Here is a 26,963-nt window from a genome sequence, read left to right on the forward strand (position 1 = left end):
TTGTATTCATCCCCTCTCAGTCATTTCCAACTAATGCCGTTCCAATACGAATAAATGTGGCACCTTCTTCTATCGCAATCATATAATCATTGCTCATCCCCATAGATAATTCCGTGCATGGGGCGTAAGGAAGGTTTAGTGCATGGATTTCTTCCTGAACGGTTTTCAGCTGTCTGAAACAAGAACGTAAGAAAGATTCATCATCCGTATGTGGAGCCATTGTCATTAATCCCACGACTTTAATATTGAAATACGTTTTTAAACTGACGATAAATTTCTTCACTTCATCGGGAGAAATACCATGCTTTGACTCTTCTCCCGACACATTCACTTGAACGAAACAAGACACAGGCCTATCCGCCCTTTTATGAATTTCTTTCGCTAATGACAGACGATCCAGGGAATGTATGTATGAGACCTTATCAATGATGTTTTTAACCTTCCTTGATTGCAGGGAGCCGATGAAATGCCATTGAGGCTTGTCCTGTAAAACCTCCCACTTAGAAACCAATCCTTCATCCCGGTTTTCCCCTAAGTGGAGAAGGCCAGCTTCAACAGCCTCTTCTGCCCGTTCGGTCGATACGTATTTCGTGACGGCTACAATATTTACGCTGTCTTCAAGCCTTCCACTACGTTCACAGGCAGTCTGAATATTTTCCTTGATGATTTTCAGGTTTTCCGAAACTTTCATGTTAATTCTCCTTCCAGCCGATAAAACTCATTATTCTTCCCGTTTCTCCACTATCTCTTCTATAAGAGAAAAATTCGTTGTGACAGGATGAACAAAAACTGGAAATATGGATTTGCTCTGAATGCAATCCACTCTGCAGTAATAACTGTTGATTTAACTTCTTAAGGTCGAGATTGTACTGTCCCTCTTCCTTTAAATTATAGGGTAAGTTGTTTTCATCTTCTAGTGTTTTTTTCACTTTATCAATCACATAATCGTCCACCACATAGCATTCCTTGCATATGGATGGCCCGACTACCACTTCTAACGAAGATAGGGAGGACCCATTCCCGATGAATTCATGGACCATTTTGGGTCCTATTTCAAGAACCGTCCCCTTCCATCCCGCATGAGCCAATCCAATTGTCCCTGTATCTCTGTCAAGGAAATAAAGGGGAACACAATCTGCATAGCACATCGTTAACAGGAGGTTTCTTTCATCTGTTATGAATCCGTCTGTGTCTTTGATGCTGCTATGGTAATTCTCTGCACCTCTCCCAGCGTCTTCAGAACCTGGAGAGTAAATATGATTCCCATGTGTTTGCTCAGCCGCCACCCATCTCTTCAAAGGTATATGAAGAGCTGTTGCAAGAGATTGGCGATTATGGATGACAGAAGAGTCCTTGTCACCTACATGAAGACCCATATTGAATGAATGAAACGGTCCGTCACTGACTCCGCCATGCTTTGTGGTAATTCCTGCCACTAGTTTAGAATGTTTTTGCGTCCATCTATCAATAGAATAATAAGATTCTGTTTCTACTACAAAGGGTTCTTTCGACACGTTGAATCTCCTTCGTTTTTTATTAAGTGTACCATAGTCGCTTAAGATTCGTCATGTATCGGGAGATTGTTTCGGTTCTTGAAGCTGCCCTTGAATATAATGGCTGTCTTTATATCTGACCAGAATTACATCTTCTCCTATTTTCACGATACTGCTCCAAGGAATCACTATATCTTCGTCTTTGCCAAAAAAACCTAATATTTTCCCTCCGGTACCGATGACGATTGCCTCGATTCTTCCCGTATCCAGGTTTATTTCAATATCACCAATGTTCCCTAACTTTCTCCCATCTGAAATGCTCACCACATCTTTGACCTGGAATTCAGATATACGTACCATGTTTCTTCACCCTCTTTTCATCTCGTTCCTAATGTATTGATCACGGTAAATGTGTATGTTTACACTTTTCACCCATTTCAAGTAGTTATTATTAGTGTATGCAGCAAATAAAAAGGCAGACCATCCCGAAGGTGATCTGCCTTTCTTTTGTGTTTTGTCCGGGCAAAGCCCTTCCGCTTTTCGTTTTGTCTAGCTCCAGGGCTTAGAGGCTCGAGGTCATAATTGAAAAATCCCATAAGGGCAAAGTACGCCTTTTGGGATTTCCCAGTTGTGCTTGTCGGGGCTGAACGAGCCGCCTCCGCTTTTCGGTTTGTCCAGCTGCAGGGCTTAGAAGCTCGAGGTCATAAGTCAAACCATCCAAAAAGGCAAAGTACGCCTTTCCGGATGGTTCGCCTTATGCTTGTCGCTTCTGGGCAAAGCCCTTCCGCTTTTCTTTGTCCAGCTGCGGCGGCTAGCCCCTCGAGGTCACAACTGAAAAATCCCATAAGGCAAAGTACGCCTTTTGGGATTTCCCAGTTGTGCTTGTCGGGGCTGAACGAGCCGCCTCCGCTTTTCTTGTCTTATTGAATATTTTTGTTCATTTGTTTGATTGCTGCTTTTTCGAGTCTTGATACTTGAGCCTGAGAGATGCCAATTTCGTCAGCTACTTCCATTTGAGTTTTTCCTTGGAAGAAACGTTTGCTGATGATAAGTTTTTCACGATCATTTAATCGCCTCATCCCTTCTTGAAGGGCGATTTCTTCGATCCAATGAAAATCCCGGTTTTTTTCATCGCTTAGTTGATCCATTACGAAGATAGGGTCACCGCCATCATTGTAAATTGGTTCAAATAACGAAACAGGATCTTGGATGGCATCAAGTGCAAATACAATTTCCTCATGGGATACATCAAGAACTTTGGCAATTTCTTCTGCCGTTGGTTCTTTAGATGTCTCTCCCATTAATTTTTCTCTTACTTGTAGAGCCTTGTACGCAATATCTCGCAGTGAACGGGACACTCTTATTGGGTTATTGTCTCTTAAATAGCGACGGATCTCCCCAATGATCATTGGAACCGCGTATGTAGAGAATCGAACATTTTGACCCAGATCAAAATTATCAATGGATTTCATTAATCCAATACAACCTACTTGAAATAAATCATCCACATACTCACCACGATTATTAAAGCGCTGAATTACACTTAAGACGAGGCGCAAATTTCCATTGACCAGTTTTTCTCTTGCTGAAATGTCACCCGCTTGCATTTCTTTAAACAGTATTCTCATTTCGTCATTTTTGAGAACCGGCAATTTGGACGTATCCACACCACAAATCTCGACTTTATTACGTGTCATTCTTTCCCCTCCTTGTAGGAGCTGCTGTACAAAATTCAGTATTTCCTTGAAGAGGAAAAATATGCATTTCATTCTGACAAGTAGTGGATGATATACTCCAAATCCCTTATGAAATATGGATAAATAAGGGTTAAAAAAATGTTATTCATTTTAAATATAAAAAGCTGACCTTTTCAATTGAAAAGGTCAGCTTTACTTCTTTTAAACCATCTTATTAAATTCCTTCTTTAGACGTTTAATAATCCTTTTTTCTAATCTTGAGATATAGGATTGAGATATTCCCAGCATATCAGCTACGTCTTTCTGGGTCTTTTCTTCTTCTCCCATTAAACCGAAACGAAGCTCCATAATTTGTTTCTCACGGTCTGAAAGTTGATGCAGGGCATTAAAGAGTAATTTTTTATCAACTGTTGCCTCAAGGTCTTTTGTGATGATATCTTCGTCCGTGCCAAGTACATCTGATAGCAGCAATTCATTTCCATCCCAATCGATATTAAGGGGTTCGTCAAATGAAACTTCAGATCGGATTTTATTGTTTCTTCTTAAATACATGAGAATCTCATTTTCAATACATCTTGAAGCATACGTAGCCAGCTTGATTTTTTTTTCAGGATTGAAAGTATTCACTGCTTTGATCAAGCCGATTGTACCGATGCTGATCAAATCTTCAATATTGATCCCCGTGTTTTCAAACTTTCGTGCTATATATACAACCAGCCTTAAGTTACGTTCAATTAATAGCGACCTTGCCGCCTTGTCCCCTTTAGGTAATTTATTGAGGAGCACTTCTTCCTCTTCTTTAGTCAATGGAGGAGGCAGCGCTTCACTACCGCCTATGTAGTAAATTTCATCTGTTTTTAGACCAAGCTTGATTAACAGTTTGTACCAGTAATATAAAAACTTAACTTTGAATATTTTCATTGTTGCTCCCCCTTCTATTTCTTTGAAATGTGAGTATAGTAGTAATAATTGATTTAAGAAACATTTAGCACTGGTTTTCTTGAAGCCATTTTTGGATGGACGATTGCTTGAAAATGCCCATCGGCTGCTAGAGGTTCTTCCCTGAAGGCAATTAACCCATTTGGTACAGCCCATTCGGTTTCATGATCCTTCAAAACAATTGAATCAGGCTTTAACGCGGCTAGAAGCTGACTTTTTCTTCCCACGGATTGTGCAGGGACGATGCGCAATCTGTCTGACCAGCGAGTGTCAATATGCTTCACACCCGAAAAGATCTCTTCAACATCATGGCAAAGTGCCTTCATTTCATCTGGGATCTCCCCCTTGATGTCTGCAATAGATAAAAACATGACAGGACATTTGGAGATCGGATCCTGAAGCTGATTTCCACTGTCCACAAGACCAGTGACTGTACAATGGAAATCTTCAATCCTTATACTCACTTCCAGGAGTTGATCGAATTGGAGCTTCACGTGTTCTATGCTGTCAACCCTCCCCTTTGAGAAATACCATGCAAGAGGCAGGGCAAGCATGATAAATACCCAGCTGATCGGGTCTCCGAATCCGCGTATGCTTGCGAGCAGAACGGACGATTCCCGACTTGGATCAAAACTTATAAAATAATGAGTCCCGATTAATATCCCACCCGTAAAAAAGGTAACGAAATAGAACATTAGAAGATTTGATAAATAATAGCGCAATCTTCTGTAACCAAAGGCTGTATAGACCATGACAATTGAGAATAATAACTTAACAAGTGGGCTTCCAGTAAAATGAGCTAGTGGTGAAAAAGCAAGGAGAATAATGATAGAGCCTATCAAACTCCCGATACCAATTCTCCAGAGGGCATATTGTCTCTTTAAGATGATCCCTGTTAACCATAGAAGGAAAAAGTCTACTAACAGATTTAACAACCAGATGACATCCAAGTATAAAGTCAATTTCTACCCTCCTTTTAAACTTCATCAAGTTCCATTTAGTCACGAGAGGAATGACTTATCAGCAGTATATCGTACATACCCTTTAAAGGTTGTCATTTTTTGTATGCTCCTTCGGAAAACTTTTCGGAGATAAGAACGAAAAATGTCATTAAATATATGGCATTTTTTGTTCTTGTTTTGGGGGAAAATAGATAGAAGGAAAAAGCAAAAATCCCCAAAGACATGATTGCCTTTGGGGATTTTCAAGTTATGCTTGTCGGCGCTGAACGAGCCGCCTCCGCTTTCTCTTTTTGTCCAGCTGCAGGGCTTAGAGGCTCGAGGTCATAAGCTAAGCCACCCAATAAGGCAAAGTACGCCTTTCCGGGTGGCTCATCTTATGCTTGTCGCCTCTGGGCAAAGCCCTTCCGCTTTTCTATTTCTCCAGCTGCAGCGGCTAGCCCCTCGAGGTCATATCAAAAAAATCCCATCAGGCAGAAAACGCCTGTTGGGATTTCCTTGTTATGCTTGTCAGGGCTGAACAGCCGCCTACGCTTTTTTATTATCGGCGGCGATTACGGTTACGGAGGAAGGTTGGGATATCCAGTGTTTCTTCCGCACCTTGATTGGAAGAGGTTCTCACAGGCTCTTGCTGTGGAGGCTGCTCTTCACGTTTAGGCTGTTCCCGTTTAATCGACTGGCTCGGGCTAGGACTTTGATTTGGTTTCATCCCACCAAATGTTGGTCGTGTTTGCTTTGGTGGCTGGATGACCTCTTCATTGAAACCAGTCGCAATGACGGTTACAACGATGTCATCTTTTAAATCTTCGTTGATGACTGAACCGAAGATCATGTTTACTTCCTGATCTGAAGCAGATGCAACAATATCAGCTGCCTCCTGTACTTCGTAAAGGCTTAACGACGTTCCACCTGTAATGTTCATCAGGACACCTTGAGCACCATCGATGGATGTCTCAAGCAATGGACTGGAAACCGCTTTTTTCGCAGCTTCAGTGGCACGATTCTCGCCAGACGCGGCACCGATACCCATTAACGCTGAACCTTTGTTAGACATGATGGTCTTAACATCTGCAAAGTCCAGGTTGATCAGACCAGGTGTAGCAATCAAATCCGAGATACCTTGTACACCCTGACGCAGTACATTATCCGCTTCACGGAAAGCTTCAAGCATAGGTGTGCTCTTATCCACAATCTCTAGAAGGCGATCGTTTGGAATAACGATCAGTGTATCTACTCCTTCTTTCATAGCAGCGATACCACCACTTGCCTGATTTGAACGCTTTCGGCCTTCAAAGGTGAATGGTCGCGTTACGACACCCACTGTCAATGCTCCGATTTCACGTGCGATCTGAGCGATTACCGGCGCTGCACCAGTACCGGTTCCTCCACCCATCCCGGCAGTAACAAAGACCATGTCCGCTCCTCTAAGAGCTTCTTCGATCTGTTCTTTACTTTCTTCAGCAGCTTTTTTTCCCACCTCAGGATTGGCACCTGCTCCCAATCCCCTGGTTAATTTGCCACCGATTTGCATTTTTATTTCAGCTTTTGATAGATTCAAAGCTTGTGCATCCGTATTGACGGCAATAAATTCAACACCTTGAACTCCATGTTCAATCATTCGGTTTACGGCATTGTTTCCTCCGCCACCGACACCAATAACTTTTATTGTCGCTAATGAATCTAAATTTGTATCAAACTCCAACATGACAAATCCTCCTAACTCGTCGAATCTATGGATTCCTTTATTTATTCAAAGAAGTATCCAAAGAACTTTTTCACTTTTGACATGGCCTTTTCATCTTCATGTTCTTCTTCATTTACCTTTGCAGGCTTTGGCTTTTTAGTAACCGGTTTTGATTGACGTTTCTCAGCTGCCTCTACGGGCACTGGTTCTGCACTGACAGATCTTCCTTGCAATCTAGCATTTTTTTGAGCGTATTTGATCAATCCAACTGCTGTTGTATACTGTGGTTCCCGAACTCCTATATAATCAGGAATTGCCACTCGTACACGATTTTGGAAAACGATTTGTGCTAATTCTAACACACCTGGAAGATTTGCTACACCACCAGTTAATACATAACCACCCGGCAGGTCCCTGATTCCCAATCGTTTCAGCTCGTGGCTGATGAGGTCCAGGATCTCTTCCAGCCTTGCTTCTATAATATCAGAAATTTCTAATTGATTAAATTGCTGGTGTTGATCACTGCCAATAATTGGCACACTGAACACTTCATCTTCTGAAGCATGGTCATAAAATGCATGGCCATATTTTGTTTTGATTTTCTCGGCATCATCCGTCGAAGTCCGTAATCCAATCGATAAATCTTTGGTGATATGTTCTCCCCCAACCGGAAGCACAGTCGTAGCCTTTAAATGCCCTTGTTCGAAAACAGCTATGGTTGTAGATCCACCACCGATATCAATCAGGGCAGCTCCAAGATTTTTTTCATCCTTCGATAATGCCACCGTACCGGCAGCTAATGGCTGAAGGACAATATCGACAATTTCAAGACCAGCCTTTTCAACACAACGGAGAGTATTATGTAAAATCGTCTTAGATCCTGTAATGATGGTGCCTTCCATTTCGAGTCGAACACCGATCATGCCACGGGGATCTGTAATCTCATCCAATCCATCAACGATGAACTGTCTAGGGATTACGTTGATGATTTCCCTTTCTGGAGGAATAGAAACAACCTGAGCTGCGTCCATCACTCGTAGAACATCTTCATCGCCAATTTCCCTATTGTCGCTCGAAACGGCCACAACTCCATGACAAGATTGAAGCGACACGTGGTTTCCTGTAATTCCTACAATGACCTGGCTTATGGATAAACCGACCATCCTTTCAGCTTGTTCAACTGCCTTCTTGATCGTATGAACAGTTTCGTCTATATCTACGATGGAACCTTTTCTGATTCCTTCTGAGTTCACATTTCCTACACCGATTATGTTTAAGGAATCATTTGTCATTTCACCAATGATTACTTTCACTGTGGATGTACCGATGTCTAGGCTAACGTAAATTTCATTGCTGTTCACTCTATGGCACCTCCTTAAAGAATGTTTATTTGGAACAACAATCCTAGAAAAACATGATTCTAAGTATATCTTAATATGATATTCGTCGTAACAAAAACGATTCCCTTTTAAAATTCTAATTTTTTTCTCTTTTTTCTTGATTATTTGACCAATTGCTAATCATTATTCTTCTAATCACTGCAATGTTCTGGAATAATCTTACTCCAAAAGCAAAAACAGCCGCCAAATACAAGTCTACACCAAGATGTACCCCCAGAAAAGCTAAACTTGCTGCTAGTAAAATATTAAAAAAGAACCCAGAAACAAAGACCTTATCATCATAAATATTTTGGAGGTGAGCACGAATACCGCCAAACAATGTATCCAATGCTGCCAGAACGGCAATCGATAAATAATTTGAATACTCTTCTGGAATTCTAATATCTGTGAGAAGCCCAAGGAAGACCCCTACTAGCAACCCTAAAACGGGAAGCCACATATTATTCGTTCCCTCCTCTTTCCTTAACCGGTTCCATGAATCGGATCCGGATGCTATCCTTATACTCTGGTACCACCAGCTTTTCTAAAGGCTTTGAAATGCTGACCCTCAGGTTATCGATAAAGAAATCTTCTACTGACCGTGAAACCTGCATACGATTATACAAGTCCTTGGCAGCTTTTACGTCTTTGGTCAGAACCCTCACCTCAAACGGTATTTTCTTTATCGTATTTCCATCAACCTTCGTTTCTCCATTAATATCCCGAATGACCGAAGTATTGATTAGTCGATGGCCATCAATCGCAATATCCACTGCATCATACTGGTTCAGCTCATTTACTAGCCTCTCCAGAAGCTCAGGTGAAACGTTTTGAACCTTTTCACCCAACAGGATTTCTTCCATTGAAGGCTCGATCGTCAGGATGAGGCCGGGACCTGTCTTCTCTGTCAAGCCCATTTCAGTCTTCAATTCCTCCAGGGTTTGCTTTAATGCCTGTTCGGGACTCGATTGTTGTTCTGTCTTATATTGTTCAAGCTTCGCTTCCACAGAACGCGTTTCGGAAAGTAAATTGGAATTCACTTCCTTTTCTTTCAAAAGAGCTTCCCTCAATTCCCAAATATCTCTTGTATCCCGGACTACGGGCTCTTTGACAGTCTGGAACTGGATGGCAATCATAAATCCGATTATGACCGTAATGACGGTAAAGCTGATTTTAAGTTTGTTGTCCATTTAGTGCACCTTACTTTCAAAACTACCCCTCATCCTGAATACACCCAATCGTACACTTCAATGGGTGCAAGTACATCATTCACCAATCGTCGGTTCCAGGATGACCGAATTCTCTTTTTTCATTTCAAAGATAATATTGTCGTTCACAAGCTGATCCTTCACTCCGCCCGTAATATTCATGGCAGAGGATAACACTTCCGGATCTCCGATTGCCGTAATTTTGAACGGGGCAGGATAATCGATTCCATCTACCTGGATGACCGGACCGTTACAGAGTATGTATGAATCATGCTTAAGCCTTTGCCCATTGATTGCAACTACAGAAGCACCCGCTATATATAATTCATTAATCACCTTGAACACGTGATGTTCATGGACAATATAGTTATTTGCGTTTTCTTCCTCTGGATCATATTTCGCATCGGATAAGGTTACCGTTACCCCAGGACCTTTCACTTTCGTTTTGCCTAAGTACATTCTGTACTTCTCGGCATCTTCTGCCAGGTTAAAATAAATTTGTTTCTCTTTGGAGAATTCCTTCTCCATATTACCGACCTTCTCCTGTTTCTCGTAGAGCTTTTCCTGAAGATTGTTATTCTTCTGCTGATACTCGAGGATTTGATCTCTTAATGCTTCTTCCTGTTTCCACTGACCATTTGTCCGATTCCCAAGTTCTGCTTGTTCTGTGTTTGCCAGACTGAATGAAAAAGCAAGGATGAAACCCAAAACCAGACATACAAGAGAGAGGATCACGTGCTTACCTCTCACCCTCATCCTCTTCATTGCTTTGTTCACCTTCCGTTTCGTAGGCTCTGAAATAAGAACCAACCTCTAAGTCAATGACCCCTTTGACCGATGGATCCAATTGGCTGACAATCGAAGGATAATGCATCATCTTTTCTGAGAAGCTTCGTATGGTTGCACTCACTTCGAATCCGTCATTCATAAAGAGAGTCAAGTGATACTGATCTGTTTTCTTGGGAACAAGATTAATCTCTGAGATAAGATGCTGTACTTCCTTAGGAAGCTTCCCTAGTTCGTTAACCATTATGACTAGAGTCTTATCTTCTTCGAACCCCCTTAATAAAGGTGCATCGACAGGGATCGATTCTGTCCCTTTATCCAATACCTTTCCATTTTCCAATATGACATAAAACTTACTTCCCTTCGAAAGGTAAGCCTTTTTATCATATTCTTGGATGGAGATTTGATAAGTGTTGGGAAAGGTTAACTTTACCGTTGCATCCTTCACTTCAGGAAGCTTCTTTAATTGTTCCACCGTTTTCTCTTTGTTTACACTCCACACGTTCATTCCATTGTCAATTCCACTTTTTTGAAGAACCGTCTTATTCGAAATAAGCTCATTCCCATCCACAGTCACTTTGTGTACATGACTCAAAGGCGATTGAAAGTATACAACCGAAAGAATCATCAGAAAGAATAAAGCAAGTAAAAACAAAAGTCTGCGATTTGCCTTCTTTTTTCGGTGTTGTTTTAATTTGGGAATTCGATCTTCTATGGAAACAACATTTTCTTTTTTCATTTCGTTCTCCTCAATTTCACTTTGAATTCATTATGTATGGGATGAGATAAACTCATCTTGTCTTATAATGAAAGTACTCTTTACATTGGGATACTTTCTATTCTATACGAAGGTATACCAGGTTAAAAGAGGAACAGAACGTTTTCTGCCATAAACCATTTTGAAAACAAATGAGTGTTACCGGGTGACTACATTTCTCGACAGCCTGTCCTATTTAAGAGATTGAATAAACAGATCCCTAAGATGGATTGCTCATACCACTTTTGGGATATACTTTCGTTCCTTTTCCAAAGGAAAGGCTACCTTATGTATTTCACTCTTGAACCCTATTTTAAACAACAATTTAAGCATTATGAATGCATGTCATTGAATTGTAAAAGTTTTGGTTAACAAAAGTAACAAACTCTCCTTTATTTTGAAAAGGCATGATAATAATGAATTACGTATATGTAATTTATTGTAACATCCCATCTTTAAATATCCTATTGTTATTTCAATAAAACATAGATTTTCTTTAGATTCCTTTCATCGATAAAAAAGTCTGTTTTCATAAACATTGTTGCTTTTGGATGTAGAGATAAGTGGAAGTGGTTGATCTCCGCTCCAGGTACTCGCTTTCCGCGGGGCTGGCGGTGAGCCTCCTCGGGCTAAAGCCCTGTGGGGTCTCACCTGTCCAGCATTTCCCGCAGGAGTCGAGCACCTTCTGCTCCAATCAACTGTCCAAGCATAAGTGTTTCAGCAATACCAGTGTAATGTCAGGATAACTTACAGCAACTCTTTTTCAACTGATATTCATGAACCTTTGCTCTGTCAACACTTCCCCTTCTCCCAAATAATAATTGACAGAGCTTTTGCAAACCATTGTCTGTGCAAGTATAACAACAATTTTTGCGAAAGAAGCGATAAAAAAAAAGAGAACGACGAAAGAAAAGAGGTGATAGTGGTTCAGGAATGATTTTCAAGATTCATCCTCCACTTGCATCAGCTTTTCTCTCATCGATCTCTAACATTACATGGTTAATTCCTTGTATAACGACTAATATTCAACAGTACTCCTACAGCCATAAGCATCAGGGTTAAAGAAGATCCGCCGTAGCTCAAAAATGGCAGTGTAATCCCTGTAACTGGCATCAGCCCTGTCACAACCCCTACATTGATCATTACTTGAATCGCAATCATGGAAACGATCCCTAATGCAAGAAAGCTTCCAAATAGATCTGGTGCCCCCAGCGCAATCCGGATACCCCTCCACAAGATCAATGAAAACAATATTAGGACCAGGGTCCCACCAATAAAACCGAGTTCTTCTGCCAATATGGCAAATATAAAGTCATTTTGCGGCTCCGGCAGGTAAAAGAACTTCTGTCTGCTCTGTCCCAGGCCTAGTCCGAATAACCCACCCGGCCCTATCGCATATAGTGACTGAATGATTTGAAATCCACTATTTAGTGGGTCCTGCCATGGATCTAAAAAGGAGGTGATCCGTTTAATCCTGTATGGTGCAGATATAACCAGACCAACAAACCCCAACAAACCAATCATTCCTAAACCTACGAAATGCTTAATTCTAGCTCCTGATATAAAAATCATCACAACGGATGTCCCAACCATTACGGTACCCGTTCCCAAATCAGGCTGCAACATGATCATTCCAAAAGCTGTAAACACGAGCAAGAGTGCGGGCAGGACCCCTTTTCTAAAAGAAGTGATGTACTTTTGATTTTCAGATAAATATTTTGCAAGAAAAGCAATCATGGCAAGCTTCATGAATTCTGAAGGCTGAATGGAAAAGGCACCGACGCCAATCCAGCTCCTCGAACCGTTTCTCAATACCCCAATACCGGGGACCAGCACGAGGACAAGAAGGACGAAACAAACGATGATAATGATTTTTGACCATTTTCTCCATGTCCAGTACTCTACATTCATGATGAAGAACATGGCAAATAATCCTACACCGGCAAATAAAACCTGCCTTTTTGCAAAGAAAAAGGAATCATCGAATTTGTAATCCGCCCATACTGCACTTGCACTGTAAACCATGACCAGTCCAATGGCAAGTAATGTGAGGGTGACCATAATGAGAATAAAATCGGGAGTCGATTTTTTTAAAGGCAATGCTAAACACCTCGAATAGACAAATTTAGAGCCGTTCGAGCATAGAAAATCGTTTATCCCTGAATGACTGGCTGCGCTGGTATGGATGCTCTATCTGGACAAGCCCTTATTTAAGCTTATGCACGGCTTCAATAAAAATGTCACCACGTTGTTCAAAAGTTCGATATTGATCCCAGCTCGCACACGCAGGAGACAATAATATTACGTCCCCTTCTTCAGCGTTCTTAAATGCGACCGGAACCGCTTCCTCAACATTATCGACAGGAATGATGGTTTGTATCCCTGCCTTTTCCCCTGTTTTCACAAGCTTCGGTGACGTTTCTCCAAATGTAATCAACGTCTTCACTTTGGACAGAAATGGAATCAGGTCATCAAACTCATTTCCACGATCCAAACCTCCTGCAAGCAGGATAGTAGGAGAGTCAAATGCCTTAAGGGCGCTCTTCGTTGCCAAGCTGTTCGTTGCCTTCGAATCATTGTAGTATTTAACTCCATTTAGTTCCCGTACAAATTGAGTGCGGTGTTTCACTCCACCGAAAGTACTCAATACCTTCTGGATGCTGTTGTTGGATACACCATAAATCTTACAGGCTGCAACAGCACATAAGATATTTTCAAGATTATGCTCTCCAGGCAGGACGATTGAGTCTAATTCAACGACTCTGTCATCCTTGAAATAAATCGCACCATCCTTGATATGGGCTCCGTCCCGAACCTCTTTTTGTGTTGAAAAGAGAATGACCCGGGCTTTTGTAAAGCTGACTGCTTCCTGAACATGATCTTGGTCACCATTGATGATCAGATAATCCTTTTCTGTTTGGTTTTTTGTGATATTGGATTTCGCTCTCCAATACTCTGATAAATCCCCATGATAATCCAGATGAGCATCATACAAGTTGGTTATAATGGCGACGTGAGGAGCAAACTCTTCAATTCCCATCAGTTGGAAAGATGAGAGCTCGACGACCATTTTCTCATCTTCCTTTGCATTCTGTGCTACCTCAGAAGCAACAGTTCCAATATTCCCCGCAATCAAAGGCTTTTGGTTGTCCTCTTTCAACATCTCGAACAGAAGAGTGGTTGTCGTCGTTTTTCCATTTGTTCCTGTGATTCCAATCATTTCTGCCTCGGAAATCAAATAGGCGAGCTCTACTTCCGTCAAGACTGGAATATTCTTTTCGATTGCTTTTTGAATCAATGGGTTGTGATAGGGAATCCCAGGATTTTTTATCACATATTGAAAACCTTCATCTAAAAGCTCAATGGGATGGCTGCCACAAATTACTTTAATCCCTTCCTGAAGAAGCCCCTGAGCCTCAGGGTTTTCAGACAAAGGCTTTTGATCATTCACCGTAACAAATGCTTCCAGTTTATGTAGGAGAGAGGCAGCACTTACCCCGCTTTTTGCCAGGCCTAATACCAGTACTTTTTTATGTTTGAATTTTGTTATTTTTTTCACTTATAACCACACCTCAATATAGATTCCTAATACAGCAAAAAGTAGTCCTACAGTCCAAAATGTAACGACTACTCGCCATTCTGACCATCCTACTAACTCGTAATGATGGTGTAAAGGACTCATTTTAAAAATTCGTTTTCCGGTTGTTTTGAAGCTGGCAACCTGTAAGATGACGGAAAGAGTCTCGATGACGAAAACCCCTCCAATCAGGATTAGGATAATTTCAAGTTTGGTTAAAATGGCAATCGTGGCAATCGCACCTCCGAGAGCCAGCGATCCAGTGTCCCCCATGAACACTTTGGCAGGATGGGCATTGAAAACGAGAAAACCGAGTACTGCACCTACTACCGCCACCCCAAATATGGCTACATCATACTGTGATTGGCTCCATGCAAGGACAGCCAACGCACCAAAGGCGATGGCACTCGTGCCGGATACCAGTCCATCAAGCCCATCCGTCAAGTTGACTGCATTTGAAAATCCGACCAGCCAGAAGATGATAAATAAGCAGTAAAACCAACCCAGTTCAAATGAAAGATCCGTTAGCGGTATCGATACCGAAGTCGGAAAGTCATTCTGAGTGTAAATAAGGTAAAAAATGACCGATATGACGATCTGTCCAAGGAGTTTCTGCTTGGATGTCAAACCTAAATTCCTTTTCATCACGACCTTGATAAAGTCGTCCAGGAATCCCAATAAGCCAAAACCAACTGTCACCAGGATCATTAAATATGTTTCAGGACCCGGCTCTGAATATTTCCCTGTCATAACAAATGTTGTAATGACAATGGAGAGCAGGAACACAATCCCACCCATGGTAGGGGTTCCAGTCTTTTTCTGATGCGATTGTGGACCTTCATCCCGGATGCTTTGTCCAAACTTCAACCTTCTGAGGAAAGGAATAAATAGAGGTGCAAGCAATACGGTTATTAAAAATGCCATTATAATCGTAAATAAGATCACTTGTTCCATCATGGTTATTCCCCTCCTTTTTCTCTTTTTTGTTTCATAGCAGATCCGTTCTCCACTGTTTGATGTTTTTCAGGTTCATTGATATAAATAAACTTCGTCATAATTTCCCACTTTTCTTGATTGTAATTTTGTTTGTAATTCTCTTGTAAGTCTACATAGGCCAAGTACACATCTTCAACCATAAATAACGGAAAGTGATTTGGAACAAAGGAGGGCACTTGTTCACTATTTGGCCATAGTGAAGCGATTGCCCCCATTTCAATACTTTTGAAAAGATCGATTTTATCACCAAAAGGGACATATAGTCCCTTCTCCATCCTCATACTAGTTGAATTTGAAACTACTAAAAACGTATAGCCGGGCAGATAAATTCCTTTTGCATCGGGAAACAATTTCTTTACATCATCATATAGGAGCATTTCTACATTCCCTTGATGAAGTGTCTTGCCACTTCCCGGTCATCAAAATCGTATACATTATTCCCTATGATCTGATAGGTCTCATGACCCTTCCCGGCAATCAACACCACATCTCCAGGTTGTGCCCTATTCAAAGCTACTTTGATTGCTTCTTTACGGTCGACGATCAGTTGATACTGTTTACCAAAGACACCCGACTCCATATCTTTCAAGATGCCAACCGGATCCTCGGTCCTTGGATTATCAGAGGTGAAAATAGCATAATCACCGTAATCACAGGCGATCTCCGCCATGATCGGCCTCTTGATCCTATCTCTGTCCCCACCGCAACCGACCACTACTATCACCTTGCCTGCAACAATGGTCTGGATGGTTTCCAGTACATTCTTCAAACCATCAGGTGTATGGGCGTAGTCAACGATGACAGAAAATGGCTGCCCTTCAGAAATCGTTTCAAATCGTCCCCTGACCCCTTTTGCCTTTTCCAGGCTCCCTATACTCTCTTCGATTGGGATTCCTGCCGCAAAAGCTGTCGCAATGGCTGCAAGAGCATTGTATACATTAAATTGCCCCGCTAATTTTAAGACCATCTTTTGTTCTCCGAAAGGGGACACGAGAGTGAACTGGGTCTCTGTTGCACCAAGAATCAAATCTTTCGCATGGAAGTCAGCTGAAGGAGACAGACCGTATGTAACTACATGGGCGGCTGTAGACTTGATGAAATAGTCAGCTGCTTCGTCATCCTTATTAATAATGGCATATTTAGGGGATTTTTTAAAATAAGTATTCCCTAATTGAGAAAACAATAAGCCTTTTGCATTACGATAATTATCCATGGTCTTATGGTAATCCAGGTGATCCTGAGTCAGGTTTGTAAACACGGCGATATCGTAGTCGCATCCGTGTACACGCCCTTGATCCAAGGCATGGGAAGAAACCTCCATGATGGCTGAACGCACCCCTTTATCACAAAAACTCCTAAAGGTCTGTTGAAGGGTTAAACTGTCAGGGGTCGTATTGTGGCTGACTTGTAATTCATCCCCCACTTTAATGTGCATGGTCCCAATTAATCCAGTTTTCATTCCACTTTGAGTAAAAACCTGATCAATGAGAAGGGTTGTTGTTGTTTTCCCATTCGTTCCCGTCACTCCGACGAGAAAAAGCTGGTGAGAGGGCTGTTTATAGAAATAGTCTGCCAGAATGGCCATCGCTTTCTTCGTATCAGGAACAACAATCACGGGAATGTCTACTTCTAAAGTCCTCTCTGCGAGAATGGCTGCTGCACCATTTCTTTCAGCTACTCCTGCAAGAGAATGACTATCAATCTCTAACCCGTTGATACAGATAAATAAATCTCCACTCTTCACTTTCTTATGGTGGTTCGCGATGTTTGAAATAGCTGGATTCCCTTCACCCTGTACTGAGAAAAACGGTAGTACTTCCAGCAAAGTGTGCAATCTCATCTTTTCAACTCCTCACAGGTAGAAAGCAACCTTTTTATATTTTACAAAAAAATACGTGTGAAAGCTATCAACCTTTTAACTTAGTTCGATATCTTTTTCCATTCCGTCCGGTTCTTCACGTTGCTTATCAAAATAATAAGTATACCATGAAATATTTTTAAAGAAGTTTTCCCTATTGTGTTTACTCAGATAAATATACCCTCACTTTAGATCCTTGTTTCACTTTCACCCCCGGGTCAGGAGATTGGCTTACCACCTTTTCTCCACTTCCACTTACGTCCAAGTTGAGATCCACAAGTTGTTCCTGAAGTTCATTCTTCGTTAATCCAATCAAGTCAGGGGTTTCAATCATTGGAGTGTCAGTCCAAGTCAATTCTTTTTCAATTTGACCTTTACGCTTCGGTACACCCATTGCTTCTAAACTATCACCAATAATGCTTCCACCGATAGGGGCAGCAACGACCCCACCGAATTGAATTGTACCCTTTGGATTATCAACCGCAACATATACGACTATTTCAGGATCATCCATTGGTGCGACTCCCATAAATGAAACGATATGATTGTTTTCGAGGTATTTACCATCCTTTGCTTTTTGAGCTGTCCCTGTTTTTCCGCCTACCCGGTAACCGTCTACATAAGCTTTCTTACCGCTGCCTTTCGCAACGACACTTTCCAACGCATCCCGAATCTGCTTGGATGTCTCTTCAGATATGACCCTTTTCTTGATTTGAGGGGTCTTTCTCATGACTACTTCTCCTGTAGAAGGGTCAATCAGCTCTTTTGCAATATAAGGCTGATACAATACTCCTCCGTTGACTGCTGCAGAAACAGCTGCAACCTGCTGAATAGGAGTAACGGCAACACCTTGGCCAAATGCGGTCGTCGCCTGCTCCACGGGACCGACACGGTCAAGGTTGAACAGGATACCCTTACCTTCACCTTGCAGATCGATGCCAGTCTTTTCTCCAAATCCAAAATCATGGATATAATCGAATAATTTCTCTTTCCCTAACCTCTGACCCAATTCAACAAAACCAGGGTTACAAGAGTTCTGTACGACTTCCAGGAACGTTTGTGTCCCGTGTCCTCCCCGTTTCCAGCAATGAAGGGTCGAACCCGCCACCTCTATGTGACCAGGATCATGAAATGTTTCTTTATAAAGGTCCACTTTCTTTTCTTCCAGGGCCGCGGCAAGCGTGATAATCTTGAACGTGGACCCAGGTTCATACGTACTCCAAATCGGTAAATTACGGTTATATATCTCCTGAGGTACATTGCGGAAGTTCGCAGGATCAAATGTCGGCCGGCTCGACATGGCCAGTATTTCACCATTCTTTGGATTCATGGCAATCGCTATGATACCATCTGGATTATACGTAGCCTCAGCGATATCCAACTCACGTTCTACGATTGTTTGTACTTTGGTATCAATCGTCAACTTTAAATCCAATCCATTTTGTGGTTTTTCAAAATCATCCGCCATATCGGGCATTCTCTTCCCCTTGGCATCAGAAAAAAATTTCACATACCCTTTATCTCCACTAAGCTCTTCGTCATATGAAAGTTCAAGACCCATCAGCCCCTGATTATCAATCCCCGCAAACCCGAGAACATGGGATAAATAGCTTCCATACGGATAATAACGCTTAGAATCCTCCCCTAAATAAACACCCTTTAAATTCAAGTCCCTTACTTCTTTCGCTTTTTCGTATGAAATTTTTCTTGCTTCCTTTATCAACACCATATTGGCTTTCTGTGTTACATATTTATATGCAGATTCTACCGAAATATTAAGAACGGCAGCCAGTTTATCTGCTGTTCCCTGAGGATCGGTGATTTGTCGTGGAACGACAAATATTGTTGGCGCACTCTGATTTCCAGCGAGTTCCACTCCATTTCGGTCTACAATCTTTCCACGTTCAGGTTGAAATGGTATATTTCGACTCCAGGAGTCTTTCGCTAATCCGGTAAGCCAGTCCCCTTTAAAAAACTGAACATACCCCAGCCTGATATCTATGATGGAGAATATGAGGACTCCTACTACAAGCGCTACAGCTAATCTCTTTCTTACCGTTACATTCGATACTCTTTTCACAAATGGAACCTCCCCTTCTATGGCTCGTTCCATTATATGCTTGGACTTATTGGGGTATGTTTGAAATCATTGAAAGACAGATGATGTCAGGAATCAATATGTATAAGCGTAATAATAGCGAGGAGTGAGCAAAATAAAAAAGGTGACCACGCTGAGACCCTTCCAATCCTATGCCTGTTTCCTATGATGCTGGCACAGGGGGAAAGGTGTCTCATTCAATAGTCATCCTTTTTGTTAGTTTAAAGGCTGTTCTTCATCAGCTTCAGGTACCGCTGCCTCTTCAGGGGTTTTGAAGTTGACGACAAGGGGCTCATCTTTTTTCACCTTTTCCCCAGGCTGGATATTTTGGCTGACGGCATAACCATTTCCAACCATATTAATCTTCAGACCTGCGATATTGGCTACCTTAAAGACATCTCTTACGGACCAGCCTTTCAAATTCGGGAGGGTCATATCCCCGTCGGTTTTAATCACAACCCTTTCCCCTTCAAGAATGGCATCTCCACCTTGAGGAAGTTGCTTGACCACTCGGGACCCATTCCCGACGACGATCGGGGTAACCCCTGCTTTTTCCAGCTCTTTTTTCGCCTCTTCTACGCTCATATCTCTTGTTTCAGGTAGAGACTGTTTTTTCAGGCTCACTTTTTCCTGTGGTTTAATATTTAAGTATTTCAAGCTATTCTGCATAACAGGATTGAAGACCGCAGATACCGGATCAGAGCCGATTTCAGTCGGTTCCAATTCAGGCTGTTGAACCCCCACATATACAATCAGTTGAGGATCATCGATGGGAGCCATCCCCATGAAGGAGAAGAGATAATTCTCTTTACCCACCATATATCGCCCATTTTCGGGATCGGGTATCTGACCCGATCCTGATTTACCACCAACGCGATACCCTTCTATTGCAAACCTCTGCCCAGTACCGTGTTCAGATGTGACAGTCGTCTCCAGGTATTCCCTCGTTTTTTCGGCTGTTTCTTTCGAAATGGGGCTTCCTGACACTTCGGGCTTCGTCTCCTTAATCACTTTCTTCGAATTCGGATCAACGATCTTGGAGATAATATATGGTTTCATCATTTTGCCGTCATTCGCAATAGCTGACTCTGCCTGTATCATTTGGAGTGGTGTGACAGTAGTCCCCTGACCGAAGATGGTTGTGTACTTCTCTATCGGATAATGATAGAGAATCGAGCCCGATGCCTCGTTAGGTAATCCTACATCCGTAGCCTCACCAAAACCGAATTCATGTAAATAATTCTCATATTTTTTAAATCCGATTTTATCTAATAGATTGGCGAACGCAACGTTTGAAGATCTTTGAACTCCCTCCAAGTACGTGATCGTCCCCCATCCTTCTCCACCATTGTGATCACGAATCGGGTTCGGAACATTTTCCACATAGAACTTTCCTGATTCGTATGTTTCATTTGGGTTGAATTTCCCTTCATTCACCGCTGCAGCCAGAGAAAAGGACTTCATTGTAGAACCCGGTTCATAGGTATCCTCTACAATGATGTTGGTCCAGTTATCCAAGAGCCCCTCTCTTGTATCCGGATGAAAGGTAGGTCTTTGGGACATCGCCAGAATCTTCCCTGTCTTAGGATCAGAAACTATAGCAAACATTTTCTTCGGCTTGTACTTTTTTTGAACTTCATTCATTGCCTCTTCAAGGAATGTTTGGATTTTCTTATCGATTGTCAGATAGATGTCGTCCCCATCTTCAGGAGGAGTGACATGTTCATCTGCATTAGGTAATAGGTAACCCCATACATCACTTTTATACGAGACAGAGCCATCCTTACCCTTCAGCACATCGTCAAAGCTTGCTTCTACACCCATTTTTCCGATTGTAGTGGAATCCCCATCTTCATCGGTTGTTTTTTGTGCAAATCCGATGAGATGAGAAGCAAATGAACCGTTAGGATAGAATCGCTTCGCTTCCTTTCTGAACGTAACACCCGGAAGATCCTCTTCTTTAATTTCAAGCATCATCTGATGGGATAGATCTCTTCCTGCTGCACCGAATTCCACTTGATAAGGGGATTTATTGTTCGAACCTTTTTTGGTTAAGCGTTTATAAATCTCATTTTCATTCATATCTAGGTGATCAGCGAGAACCTTGGCCGTTTTTTCAGGATCTGTGACATGCTTCGGCTTTTTTGGATCACTTGTGATGCTTGGATCCAATATTGCAACCAAAGTATAGGCGGAGGTATCCTCCGCGATTGCCTCACCCTTTCCATCAAAAATCGTGCCTCTGTGCGCTTCTAAAATATGACTCTTAATATATTTTTTTGCTGCCTGTGATGCCAGTACTTTCCCTTCAGCTTCCCCAGTGACCTGAATGGTGACAAAGCGAACCATTAATACAAAAAAGAGCAAGCCGAAAATCCCGAAAAGGATGGCTGCCCCTATGTTCATACTAGGTCTTTTTTTCATTATTGTTCAACAACCTTAACATTCTTATCTTTCAAGTTAAGTCCAAGTTCTTTTGCCTTTTCAAGAATACGTTCATACGTACTCAGTTCACTCACTTGAAGTTTCAGGTCATTATTAGCTTTTTCCTGTTTTTCAATAGTGGTTTCAACGTGCTGAACCTCTTTGTTCACATCATAGATGGCTGCCTGTGTCGATACGATTTGAACGGCAAGGAAACAAAATACCATTGCAAAGATGGCTACAAGGATTTTCTCACCCGGAGTGATGCCGGACCTTCTTTCCTCTCTTAACGCTTTAGGCTTGGCTTGAACGGATTGATAAGATTTCTCAACTTTTTGCTGCTCGTAATTTCTGGCTAAGTTACTCAAAATTCTCCCTCCTATTTCCTTCTTTTTATATATTTTTTTCTGCGATTCTCAGTTTAGCCGACCTTGCTCGATTATTTTCATCAAGCTCTTCCTCGCTTGGCAGGATCGGTTTTCTTGTTACCAGCTTAAGTTCAGCTTCATATCCTTCTGGAATGATAGGTAATCCAGGAGGTAAATCTGGCCCAGAAGCTTTTTCTTTGAACATTGTCTTACAAATCCGGTCTTCTAACGAATGGAACGTAATAACACTCACCCTTCCACCCTTATTCAGAAGTCCAATGGCTTGCTCCAAAGAATCTTCGAAGGCTCCAAGCTCATCATTCACGGCAATACGAATCGCTTGAAAGACCCTCTTGGCTGGGTGCCCTCCCTTTCGTCTTGCAGGGGCAGGGATCCCTTCCTTGATCAGTTCCACTAGTTCACCTGTGGTTTCGATTGCTTTTACTTCACGTGCCGCTTCAATTTTCCTGGCAATTTGCTTGGAAAACTTTTCTTCACCGTACCGATAAAAGATTCTAACAAGATCTTCAAACGACCAATGGTTGACGACATCATAAGCACTTACTTCCCCTTCTAAGTCCATCCTCATGTCGAGAGGCGCATCATGGTGATAACTAAAGCCTCTTTCTGGAGTATCCAGTTGAGGAGATGACACACCAAGATCGTATAAAATCCCATCCACACTATGTACTCCGAGTTCTTCAAGTTCTTCCTTGATATTTCGGAAATTTGATTGAACAAATGTAACCCTGTCCTGATAGGATGAAAGTTTTTCTTTAGCATGGTTAATGGCTGTTTCATCTTGATCGAAGCAATATAGATGTCCGTCTTTTGATAGCTGACTGACCAGGTATTCACTATGACCTGCTCCACCCAACGTGCAATCCACATATACTCCATCTTTCTTTATATCCAAGCCATCTACCGTTTCCTTTAATAATACAGTTGTATGTTTAAACATGTTGACTTCACCTTTCCAATCGAACGTTTTGTGGGGGTTAGATATCAAACCCTACCATATTCTCTGCAAGCTCAGCAAATGAATCTTCAGATTGTGTAAAATAGTCTTCCCATAATGATTTACTCCAAATCTCAATTCGATTGGAAACTCCTAAAATAATGCATTCTTTATCCAATTGGGCATAATTCACAAGTGAAGCAGGAATATTAACCCTGCCCGTTTTATCCAGTTCGCTCTCGGTTGCCCCTGAGAAGAAAAAACGAGTGAAGGCTCGGGCATCTTTCTTTGTAAGTGGCAGGGCTTTAAGCTTTTCCTCAAGGGAACGCCATTCATCCATGGGATAACCAAATAAACACTGATCAAGCCCTCTAGTGATGACAAATGAATCTCCAAGGTGATCACGGAACTTGGCAGGTACGATTAAACGGCCTTTATTATCAATATTATGTTGATATTCGCCCATGAACATATGCACTGCCCCCACTTTCTAACACAAATGTACCACATCCCCCCACTTTTCTCCACTCTTTTCTATATTCTTTCCTTGCAAAATATTCCCTCTTTTTTTCATTAGTCTTTTTCCCGCTTTTCCAGACAAATTTCACTAAGAGAAATTTGTCTGTTTACAACAGAAAAAGGACCCAATTCGCACTTCCTAACGAATCGGGTCCTTTTTTATTTTTGGGCAGTCAGACATATATCACTTTATGAGTTCCATCAAACGTAAACTCTTGAAGAGTAAGGTCTCTTACGAAAGTGGGACCGTACTTATTTAAAAAATAGAGTACATTCCAGGTCCTTTCCTGTGGTCCCTCGTTTGGTCTGATACTGTTTTCCACTTTCTTAAATTGATCGAATATCAATGAATGTTTATCTTTCAATGCTTTATCCAGCTTATTGCGCAGGTAATCGAATTGACTGAGATGAAATTCAAGGTTCTTATCAATAATAGGAGCCAACCCTTTATCGATCGAAACAGATTGTTCCCTAATTCTCTTATATTTCCTTAGGAGATCATTCTGGATATCTTTCATTTCCATTTCTAATTCCGGTTGTTCGAGAGACTTCCAAAAGGCATCCCTCGCTGCTTCAACACCCTCTGTAATGACTCCTTGAAGGGATAACTGAAGTTCCTGAATCCTCTTATGGACCTCTCTCTCCATGATGGTGATGTTTAACCGGGGCACAACTGGAGGCATTTTTAAATTTACATATTCAAATGCTCTTTTCAATTCCCCCCAGTATGCAATTTCCCCGGGTCCTGCAACGAATGCAAGGTTAGGGAATAACCATTCCTGCATCAGCGGCCTTGTCACGACATTATTGCTGAATGATTCAGGACTCTTTTCCAAAATGGATAACAACTCAGAGGTAGAAAATGTTTTCCCACTATTCTTCTCAAAAAACAGATCCCCCTCTCGCTCGAGCAACGCTCTTTCGTTTTGAATTTGGAGGAATAGATTTGCAGCAGTGGGGGATATGTCCAATTGAGTGCTGAACCCACTTTCCCGTATGATTCTCTGTTGTTCCAGGACAGCATCTGTGATGGGTTTCGAGCTCTCCAGCAAATGGTGAAAATGTTCTCCTTCAAGTCTTCTAAGCGCAGGGTAAGATGAATCGATGACTAATAATCCGAAATCTTTAAACAATCCCATGACAATATGAGCAAATAAACGAACAATCGTTTCTTCCTGGTCAATCATCTTATTGAGGTCCGCCACTAGCTGCTTTGTATATTCTGTTTCACCTAACGCCGCCAGGATGTCATCAATCCACTTCTTCATCACTGACTTTGTATACGTTATATGTGAGGTCATCTTCTTTTCTAATACCCTCTCAGGATATCCAACCTTCTCAAGTTTCGATCCCTTTTCAACGTATATATGATTCACTTCCTGATAATCATGATCTTCTCCAGCTATCCAAAAAACCGGTACAACAGGTTGTTTAAGTTCGGCTTCTTGCTGCCTCGCCAGTTGGATGACTGAAATAATTTTATGTATTGTATAGAGTGGTCCTGTCAAGAGGCCCGCCTGCTGACCGGCCACTACCGTTACGGCATTATCCCTCAGCTTCCCGAGTGACTCCTCCACTTCCCCGGAAGAAGGCAGCCCCTCCATATAAGAGGAGATACAATCAGTCAGCCCTTCTCTTGGGAATTGACGTGAACGTAAGTCCTTTATCCGTTCTTGATATACTGTAGGCATATTGATGTTATAGTGAAAAAAAGAAGTGACAGGCTCTTCCTGTTTTAAATATTTAGATGCAAACTGATTGATTGCAGGAATGTTTAAGCTTCCCAATTCCATATGAATGACTCCTTTTCTAGCTCTTAATATCCTAACGACGAGTATATCATTCCACATGAGGAAAAGGAAAAAAATTGCCTGTAAATATTAATTCAACTCCATAATGCGAAGGATGAGTCCCGTGATCATTAGTGTAATATAGGCTGTGAAAAAAAAGAGGAAGTTTACTCGCCAGAACCCCCTCAATACTTTTGGGTAGTTAATTTCTCCCTTCGCCTTCCAATACATAATCGCAAACAGGACCCCGATGGAACAGATCACGATGAAAATCAACCATAGATAAGATGTCTGCCAAATGGCTATGACAATAAAGTGAACCGAGACGATCAATAGAAAGGTGGTAATATCGATAGCGATATGGACCGCTTTCCGATGGCTCTTCATGATTTCCTTAGCAAGAATGAAGCTAATGAAATATCCCAAAAACGGGATCATAACGAAAATGGCTATGATCGTAGAAAAAACGGATGCCATTTTATCCCCCCAGACCTTCTGTTTCTATTCCTTTAACTAATCTGTATAGTAGATTCATGCTGGGTACAAAATGGTGTTCCTTTTCTGCTTTGTCGAGAAGTACGCCTAGTATCGCTTCGATTTCCGTTCTTCTTCCTGATTCAATATCCTTTAACATGGAAGATCTGTTTTGATAGGTGTTCCTGCAGATCTCGACCACTTTATCGAAAGATATGACCCCTTCCATATGAGGAAACAATAGATGTAACTCACGGAATAAATCCTTCTGTACTTGATGTAAATACGGATTTTCAACCACTCTTCCATTTACCACACCGGTGAGGGCAGTCAAAGGATTGATCAAAACATTGATAAAAAGTTTGGTCAGGAGCATTTTTTCGAAATCGGGTTGGATTGAAAAAGGGAATGAATGGGCACTCTGTGATACTACTTCTTCTACCACACCCCAATTCCCTCTAATTAAGGCAATATTAGTCCCTGCTTCTCCTAAATGATGAACGGTATCATCATTCTCTCTCATGGACCCATGTTCAACTGAGCCGGCAATCAAATGACGATGCGGCAATGTTTTTACCCATTCGACATGAGCTATCCCGTTTTGGACAAATAGAAGGGGACGATCGGGATGAAATTTCAAAAGAATGTTTTCTAGTGATGCGAGGTCATATTCCTTCACAGCTACAATTCCTAGGTCATATTCCGGCTTTGCCTCTATTTGTTTAACAGCCTTTACCTTTGTATTGATTGTTGAACCATCTCTATGTATAGTAACTCCATTGGTTAACAGCGAGCTGACCTGAGAGTCTCGCCTTACAATTAGGGTGACATCGAATAAACGGCCCAAATAACCGGCAAATAAAAGACCCAGCGCTCCTCCTCCAAAGATTCCTATTTTCATAAATACCCCTTCTCCCACTTCATTTAAGAACATTTTACCAAATTTCCCACATGAAGAAAACGTATAGTCTAAAAGAATCATTCCCCTTAGGTAAAGAA

At 41.7% G+C, this 26,963-nt stretch carries 25 protein-coding genes; all 25 read right to left on the reverse strand.

Annotated features, from left to right (window positions below; translation table 11 throughout):
* Positions 1 to 16: 16 nt before the first annotated feature.
* The 25 genes from ACIGG7_RS11095 to ACIGG7_RS11215 all read right to left on the reverse strand — a co-directional run bounded on the left by ACIGG7_RS11095 (position 17) and on the right by ACIGG7_RS11215 (position 26,865).
* Positions 17 to 691 (reverse strand): YggS family pyridoxal phosphate-dependent enzyme, encoded by a 675-nt coding sequence (locus ACIGG7_RS11095; protein ID WP_397549800.1) that lies wholly within the window; start codon positions 689 to 691, stop codon positions 17 to 19.
* A 1-nt stretch (position 692) separates the two neighbouring features.
* Positions 693 to 1,514: a peptidoglycan editing factor PgeF gene (gene pgeF, locus ACIGG7_RS11100; RefSeq protein WP_397549801.1), complete on the reverse strand. Its 822-nt coding sequence runs from the start codon at positions 1,512 to 1,514 to the stop codon at positions 693 to 695.
* A gap of 51 nt (positions 1,515 to 1,565) precedes the next feature.
* Positions 1,566 to 1,853: a YlmC/YmxH family sporulation protein gene (locus tag ACIGG7_RS11105; RefSeq protein WP_034755825.1), complete on the reverse strand. Its 288-nt coding sequence runs from the start codon at positions 1,851 to 1,853 to the stop codon at positions 1,566 to 1,568.
* A 560-nt stretch (positions 1,854 to 2,413) separates the two neighbouring features.
* The gene (gene sigG / locus ACIGG7_RS11110) at positions 2,414 to 3,190 is read right to left on the reverse strand and encodes an RNA polymerase sporulation sigma factor SigG (protein ID WP_060669863.1); all 777 of its coding nucleotides are present in this window, start codon (positions 3,188 to 3,190) and stop codon (positions 2,414 to 2,416) included.
* A 201-nt stretch (positions 3,191 to 3,391) separates the two neighbouring features.
* Positions 3,392 to 4,111 (reverse strand): RNA polymerase sporulation sigma factor SigE, encoded by a 720-nt coding sequence (sigE, locus tag ACIGG7_RS11115; protein ID WP_224941200.1) that lies wholly within the window; start codon positions 4,109 to 4,111, stop codon positions 3,392 to 3,394.
* 53 nt (positions 4,112 to 4,164) lie between these two features.
* Positions 4,165 to 5,091, reverse strand: coding sequence for a sigma-E processing peptidase SpoIIGA (spoIIGA, locus tag ACIGG7_RS11120; RefSeq protein ID WP_224941201.1), 927 nt, complete (start codon positions 5,089 to 5,091; stop codon positions 4,165 to 4,167).
* Positions 5,092 to 5,629: 538 nt separating this feature from the next.
* Positions 5,630 to 6,793 (reverse strand): cell division protein FtsZ, encoded by a 1,164-nt coding sequence (ftsZ, locus tag ACIGG7_RS11125; protein WP_397549802.1) that lies wholly within the window; start codon positions 6,791 to 6,793, stop codon positions 5,630 to 5,632.
* Between the two features lie 41 nt (positions 6,794 to 6,834).
* On the reverse strand, positions 6,835 to 8,133 hold the full coding sequence (gene ftsA, locus ACIGG7_RS11130; RefSeq protein ID WP_224941203.1) for a cell division protein FtsA: 1,299 nt from the start codon (positions 8,131 to 8,133) through the stop codon (positions 6,835 to 6,837).
* 115 nt (positions 8,134 to 8,248) lie between these two features.
* Positions 8,249 to 8,611, reverse strand: a complete 363-nt coding sequence (locus tag ACIGG7_RS11135) for a small basic family protein (protein WP_206851012.1) — start codon at positions 8,609 to 8,611, stop codon at positions 8,249 to 8,251.
* A 1-nt stretch (position 8,612) separates the two neighbouring features.
* A complete protein-coding gene (locus ACIGG7_RS11140; protein ID WP_224941204.1) occupies positions 8,613 to 9,341 on the reverse strand; it encodes a DUF881 domain-containing protein in 729 nt (242 codons plus the stop codon).
* 75 nt (positions 9,342 to 9,416) lie between these two features.
* Positions 9,417 to 10,124, reverse strand: a complete 708-nt coding sequence (locus ACIGG7_RS11145) for a DUF881 domain-containing protein (RefSeq protein ID WP_224941205.1) — start codon at positions 10,122 to 10,124, stop codon at positions 9,417 to 9,419.
* Entirely contained in the window at positions 10,099 to 10,884 is a 786-nt protein-coding gene (locus ACIGG7_RS11150) for a cell division protein FtsQ/DivIB (RefSeq protein ID WP_224941206.1), read from the reverse strand. Before ACIGG7_RS11150 ends, ACIGG7_RS11145 begins: the two co-directional genes overlap by 26 nt.
* A 1,017-nt stretch (positions 10,885 to 11,901) precedes the next feature.
* Positions 11,902 to 13,002, reverse strand: coding sequence for a stage V sporulation protein E (gene spoVE / locus ACIGG7_RS11155; protein WP_224941207.1), 1,101 nt, complete (start codon positions 13,000 to 13,002; stop codon positions 11,902 to 11,904).
* A gap of 106 nt (positions 13,003 to 13,108) precedes the next feature.
* Positions 13,109 to 14,461, reverse strand: a complete 1,353-nt coding sequence (gene murD / locus ACIGG7_RS11160; protein WP_397549803.1) for a UDP-N-acetylmuramoyl-L-alanine--D-glutamate ligase — start codon at positions 14,459 to 14,461, stop codon at positions 13,109 to 13,111.
* Positions 14,462 to 15,436, reverse strand: coding sequence for a phospho-N-acetylmuramoyl-pentapeptide-transferase (gene mraY / locus ACIGG7_RS11165; protein WP_397549804.1), 975 nt, complete (start codon positions 15,434 to 15,436; stop codon positions 14,462 to 14,464). It lies immediately after the preceding gene.
* Between the two features lie 2 nt (positions 15,437 to 15,438).
* The gene (locus tag ACIGG7_RS11170) at positions 15,439 to 15,852 is read right to left on the reverse strand and encodes a hypothetical protein (protein ID WP_224941210.1); all 414 of its coding nucleotides are present in this window, start codon (positions 15,850 to 15,852) and stop codon (positions 15,439 to 15,441) included.
* A gap of 2 nt (positions 15,853 to 15,854) precedes the next feature.
* Positions 15,855 to 17,315, reverse strand: a complete 1,461-nt coding sequence (locus ACIGG7_RS11175; RefSeq protein ID WP_397549805.1) for a UDP-N-acetylmuramoyl-L-alanyl-D-glutamate--2,6-diaminopimelate ligase — start codon at positions 17,313 to 17,315, stop codon at positions 15,855 to 15,857.
* Positions 17,316 to 17,496: 181 nt separating this feature from the next.
* Positions 17,497 to 19,413, reverse strand: a complete 1,917-nt coding sequence (locus ACIGG7_RS11180; protein WP_224941212.1) for a stage V sporulation protein D — start codon at positions 19,411 to 19,413, stop codon at positions 17,497 to 17,499.
* Positions 19,414 to 19,647: 234 nt separating this feature from the next.
* The gene (locus ACIGG7_RS11185) at positions 19,648 to 21,855 is read right to left on the reverse strand and encodes a penicillin-binding protein (protein WP_397549806.1); all 2,208 of its coding nucleotides are present in this window, start codon (positions 21,853 to 21,855) and stop codon (positions 19,648 to 19,650) included.
* Positions 21,855 to 22,223, reverse strand: a complete 369-nt coding sequence (gene ftsL / locus ACIGG7_RS11190) for a cell division protein FtsL (RefSeq protein WP_224941214.1) — start codon at positions 22,221 to 22,223, stop codon at positions 21,855 to 21,857. The genes ACIGG7_RS11185 and ftsL overlap by 1 nt, the downstream gene beginning before the upstream one ends.
* 25 nt (positions 22,224 to 22,248) lie before the next feature.
* The gene (rsmH, locus tag ACIGG7_RS11195) at positions 22,249 to 23,184 is read right to left on the reverse strand and encodes a 16S rRNA (cytosine(1402)-N(4))-methyltransferase RsmH (RefSeq protein WP_224941215.1); all 936 of its coding nucleotides are present in this window, start codon (positions 23,182 to 23,184) and stop codon (positions 22,249 to 22,251) included.
* Between the two features lie 37 nt (positions 23,185 to 23,221).
* Positions 23,222 to 23,653 (reverse strand): division/cell wall cluster transcriptional repressor MraZ, encoded by a 432-nt coding sequence (gene mraZ, locus ACIGG7_RS11200; RefSeq protein WP_397549807.1) that lies wholly within the window; start codon positions 23,651 to 23,653, stop codon positions 23,222 to 23,224.
* 220 nt (positions 23,654 to 23,873) lie between these two features.
* Positions 23,874 to 25,493 carry a bacillithiol biosynthesis cysteine-adding enzyme BshC gene (gene bshC, locus ACIGG7_RS11205; RefSeq protein WP_397549808.1) on the reverse strand — a complete coding sequence of 540 codons (1,620 nt, stop codon included), beginning with the start codon at positions 25,491 to 25,493 and terminating at the stop codon, positions 23,874 to 23,876.
* 87 nt (positions 25,494 to 25,580) lie between these two features.
* Positions 25,581 to 25,967 carry a DUF3397 domain-containing protein gene (locus ACIGG7_RS11210; RefSeq protein ID WP_224941218.1) on the reverse strand — a complete coding sequence of 129 codons (387 nt, stop codon included), beginning with the start codon at positions 25,965 to 25,967 and terminating at the stop codon, positions 25,581 to 25,583.
* 1 nt (position 25,968) lies between these two features.
* Positions 25,969 to 26,865, reverse strand: a complete 897-nt coding sequence (locus ACIGG7_RS11215) for a ketopantoate reductase family protein (RefSeq protein ID WP_224941219.1) — start codon at positions 26,863 to 26,865, stop codon at positions 25,969 to 25,971.
* Positions 26,866 to 26,963: the final 98 nt, after the last annotated feature.

This window comes from Rossellomorea sp. NPDC077527, assembly GCF_044542955.1.
Taxonomy (GTDB): domain Bacteria; phylum Bacillota; class Bacilli; order Bacillales; family Bacillaceae_B; genus Rossellomorea; species Rossellomorea aquimaris_E.

Coding starts and splice junctions, on each gene's coding strand:
- bshC (WP_397549808.1), bottom strand. CDS start 25,493: ATGGAATTGGGAAGCTTAAACATTCCTGCAATCAATCAGTTTGCATCT.
- ACIGG7_RS11135 (WP_206851012.1), bottom strand. CDS start 8,611: ATGTGGCTTCCCGTTTTAGGGTTGCTAGTAGGGGTCTTCCTTGGGCTT.
- sigE (WP_224941200.1), bottom strand. CDS start 4,111: ATGAAAATATTCAAAGTTAAGTTTTTATATTACTGGTACAAACTGTTA.
- ACIGG7_RS11145 (WP_224941205.1), bottom strand. CDS start 10,124: ATGAAGAGGATGAGGGTGAGAGGTAAGCACGTGATCCTCTCTCTTGTA.
- sigG (WP_060669863.1), bottom strand. CDS start 3,190: ATGACACGTAATAAAGTCGAGATTTGTGGTGTGGATACGTCCAAATTG.
- ACIGG7_RS11185 (WP_397549806.1), bottom strand. CDS start 21,855: ATGAAAAAAAGACCTAGTATGAACATAGGGGCAGCCATCCTTTTCGGG.
- ACIGG7_RS11215 (WP_224941219.1), bottom strand. CDS start 26,865: ATGAAAATAGGAATCTTTGGAGGAGGAGCGCTGGGTCTTTTATTTGCC.
- ACIGG7_RS11095 (WP_397549800.1), bottom strand. CDS start 691: ATGAAAGTTTCGGAAAACCTGAAAATCATCAAGGAAAATATTCAGACT.
- rsmH (WP_224941215.1), bottom strand. CDS start 23,184: ATGTTTAAACATACAACTGTATTATTAAAGGAAACGGTAGATGGCTTG.
- ACIGG7_RS11150 (WP_224941206.1), bottom strand. CDS start 10,884: ATGAAAAAAGAAAATGTTGTTTCCATAGAAGATCGAATTCCCAAATTA.
- ACIGG7_RS11210 (WP_224941218.1), bottom strand. CDS start 25,967: ATGGCATCCGTTTTTTCTACGATCATAGCCATTTTCGTTATGATCCCG.
- ACIGG7_RS11170 (WP_224941210.1), bottom strand. CDS start 15,852: ATGCTCCTATATGATGATGTAAAGAAATTGTTTCCCGATGCAAAAGGA.
- mraZ (WP_397549807.1), bottom strand. CDS start 23,653: ATGTTCATGGGCGAATATCAACATAATATTGATAATAAAGGCCGTTTA.
- mraY (WP_397549804.1), bottom strand. CDS start 15,436: ATGATGGAACAAGTGATCTTATTTACGATTATAATGGCATTTTTAATA.
- ftsZ (WP_397549802.1), bottom strand. CDS start 6,793: ATGTTGGAGTTTGATACAAATTTAGATTCATTAGCGACAATAAAAGTT.
- ACIGG7_RS11105 (WP_034755825.1), bottom strand. CDS start 1,853: ATGGTACGTATATCTGAATTCCAGGTCAAAGATGTGGTGAGCATTTCA.
- ACIGG7_RS11140 (WP_224941204.1), bottom strand. CDS start 9,341: ATGGACAACAAACTTAAAATCAGCTTTACCGTCATTACGGTCATAATC.
- ACIGG7_RS11175 (WP_397549805.1), bottom strand. CDS start 17,315: ATGAGATTGCACACTTTGCTGGAAGTACTACCGTTTTTCTCAGTACAG.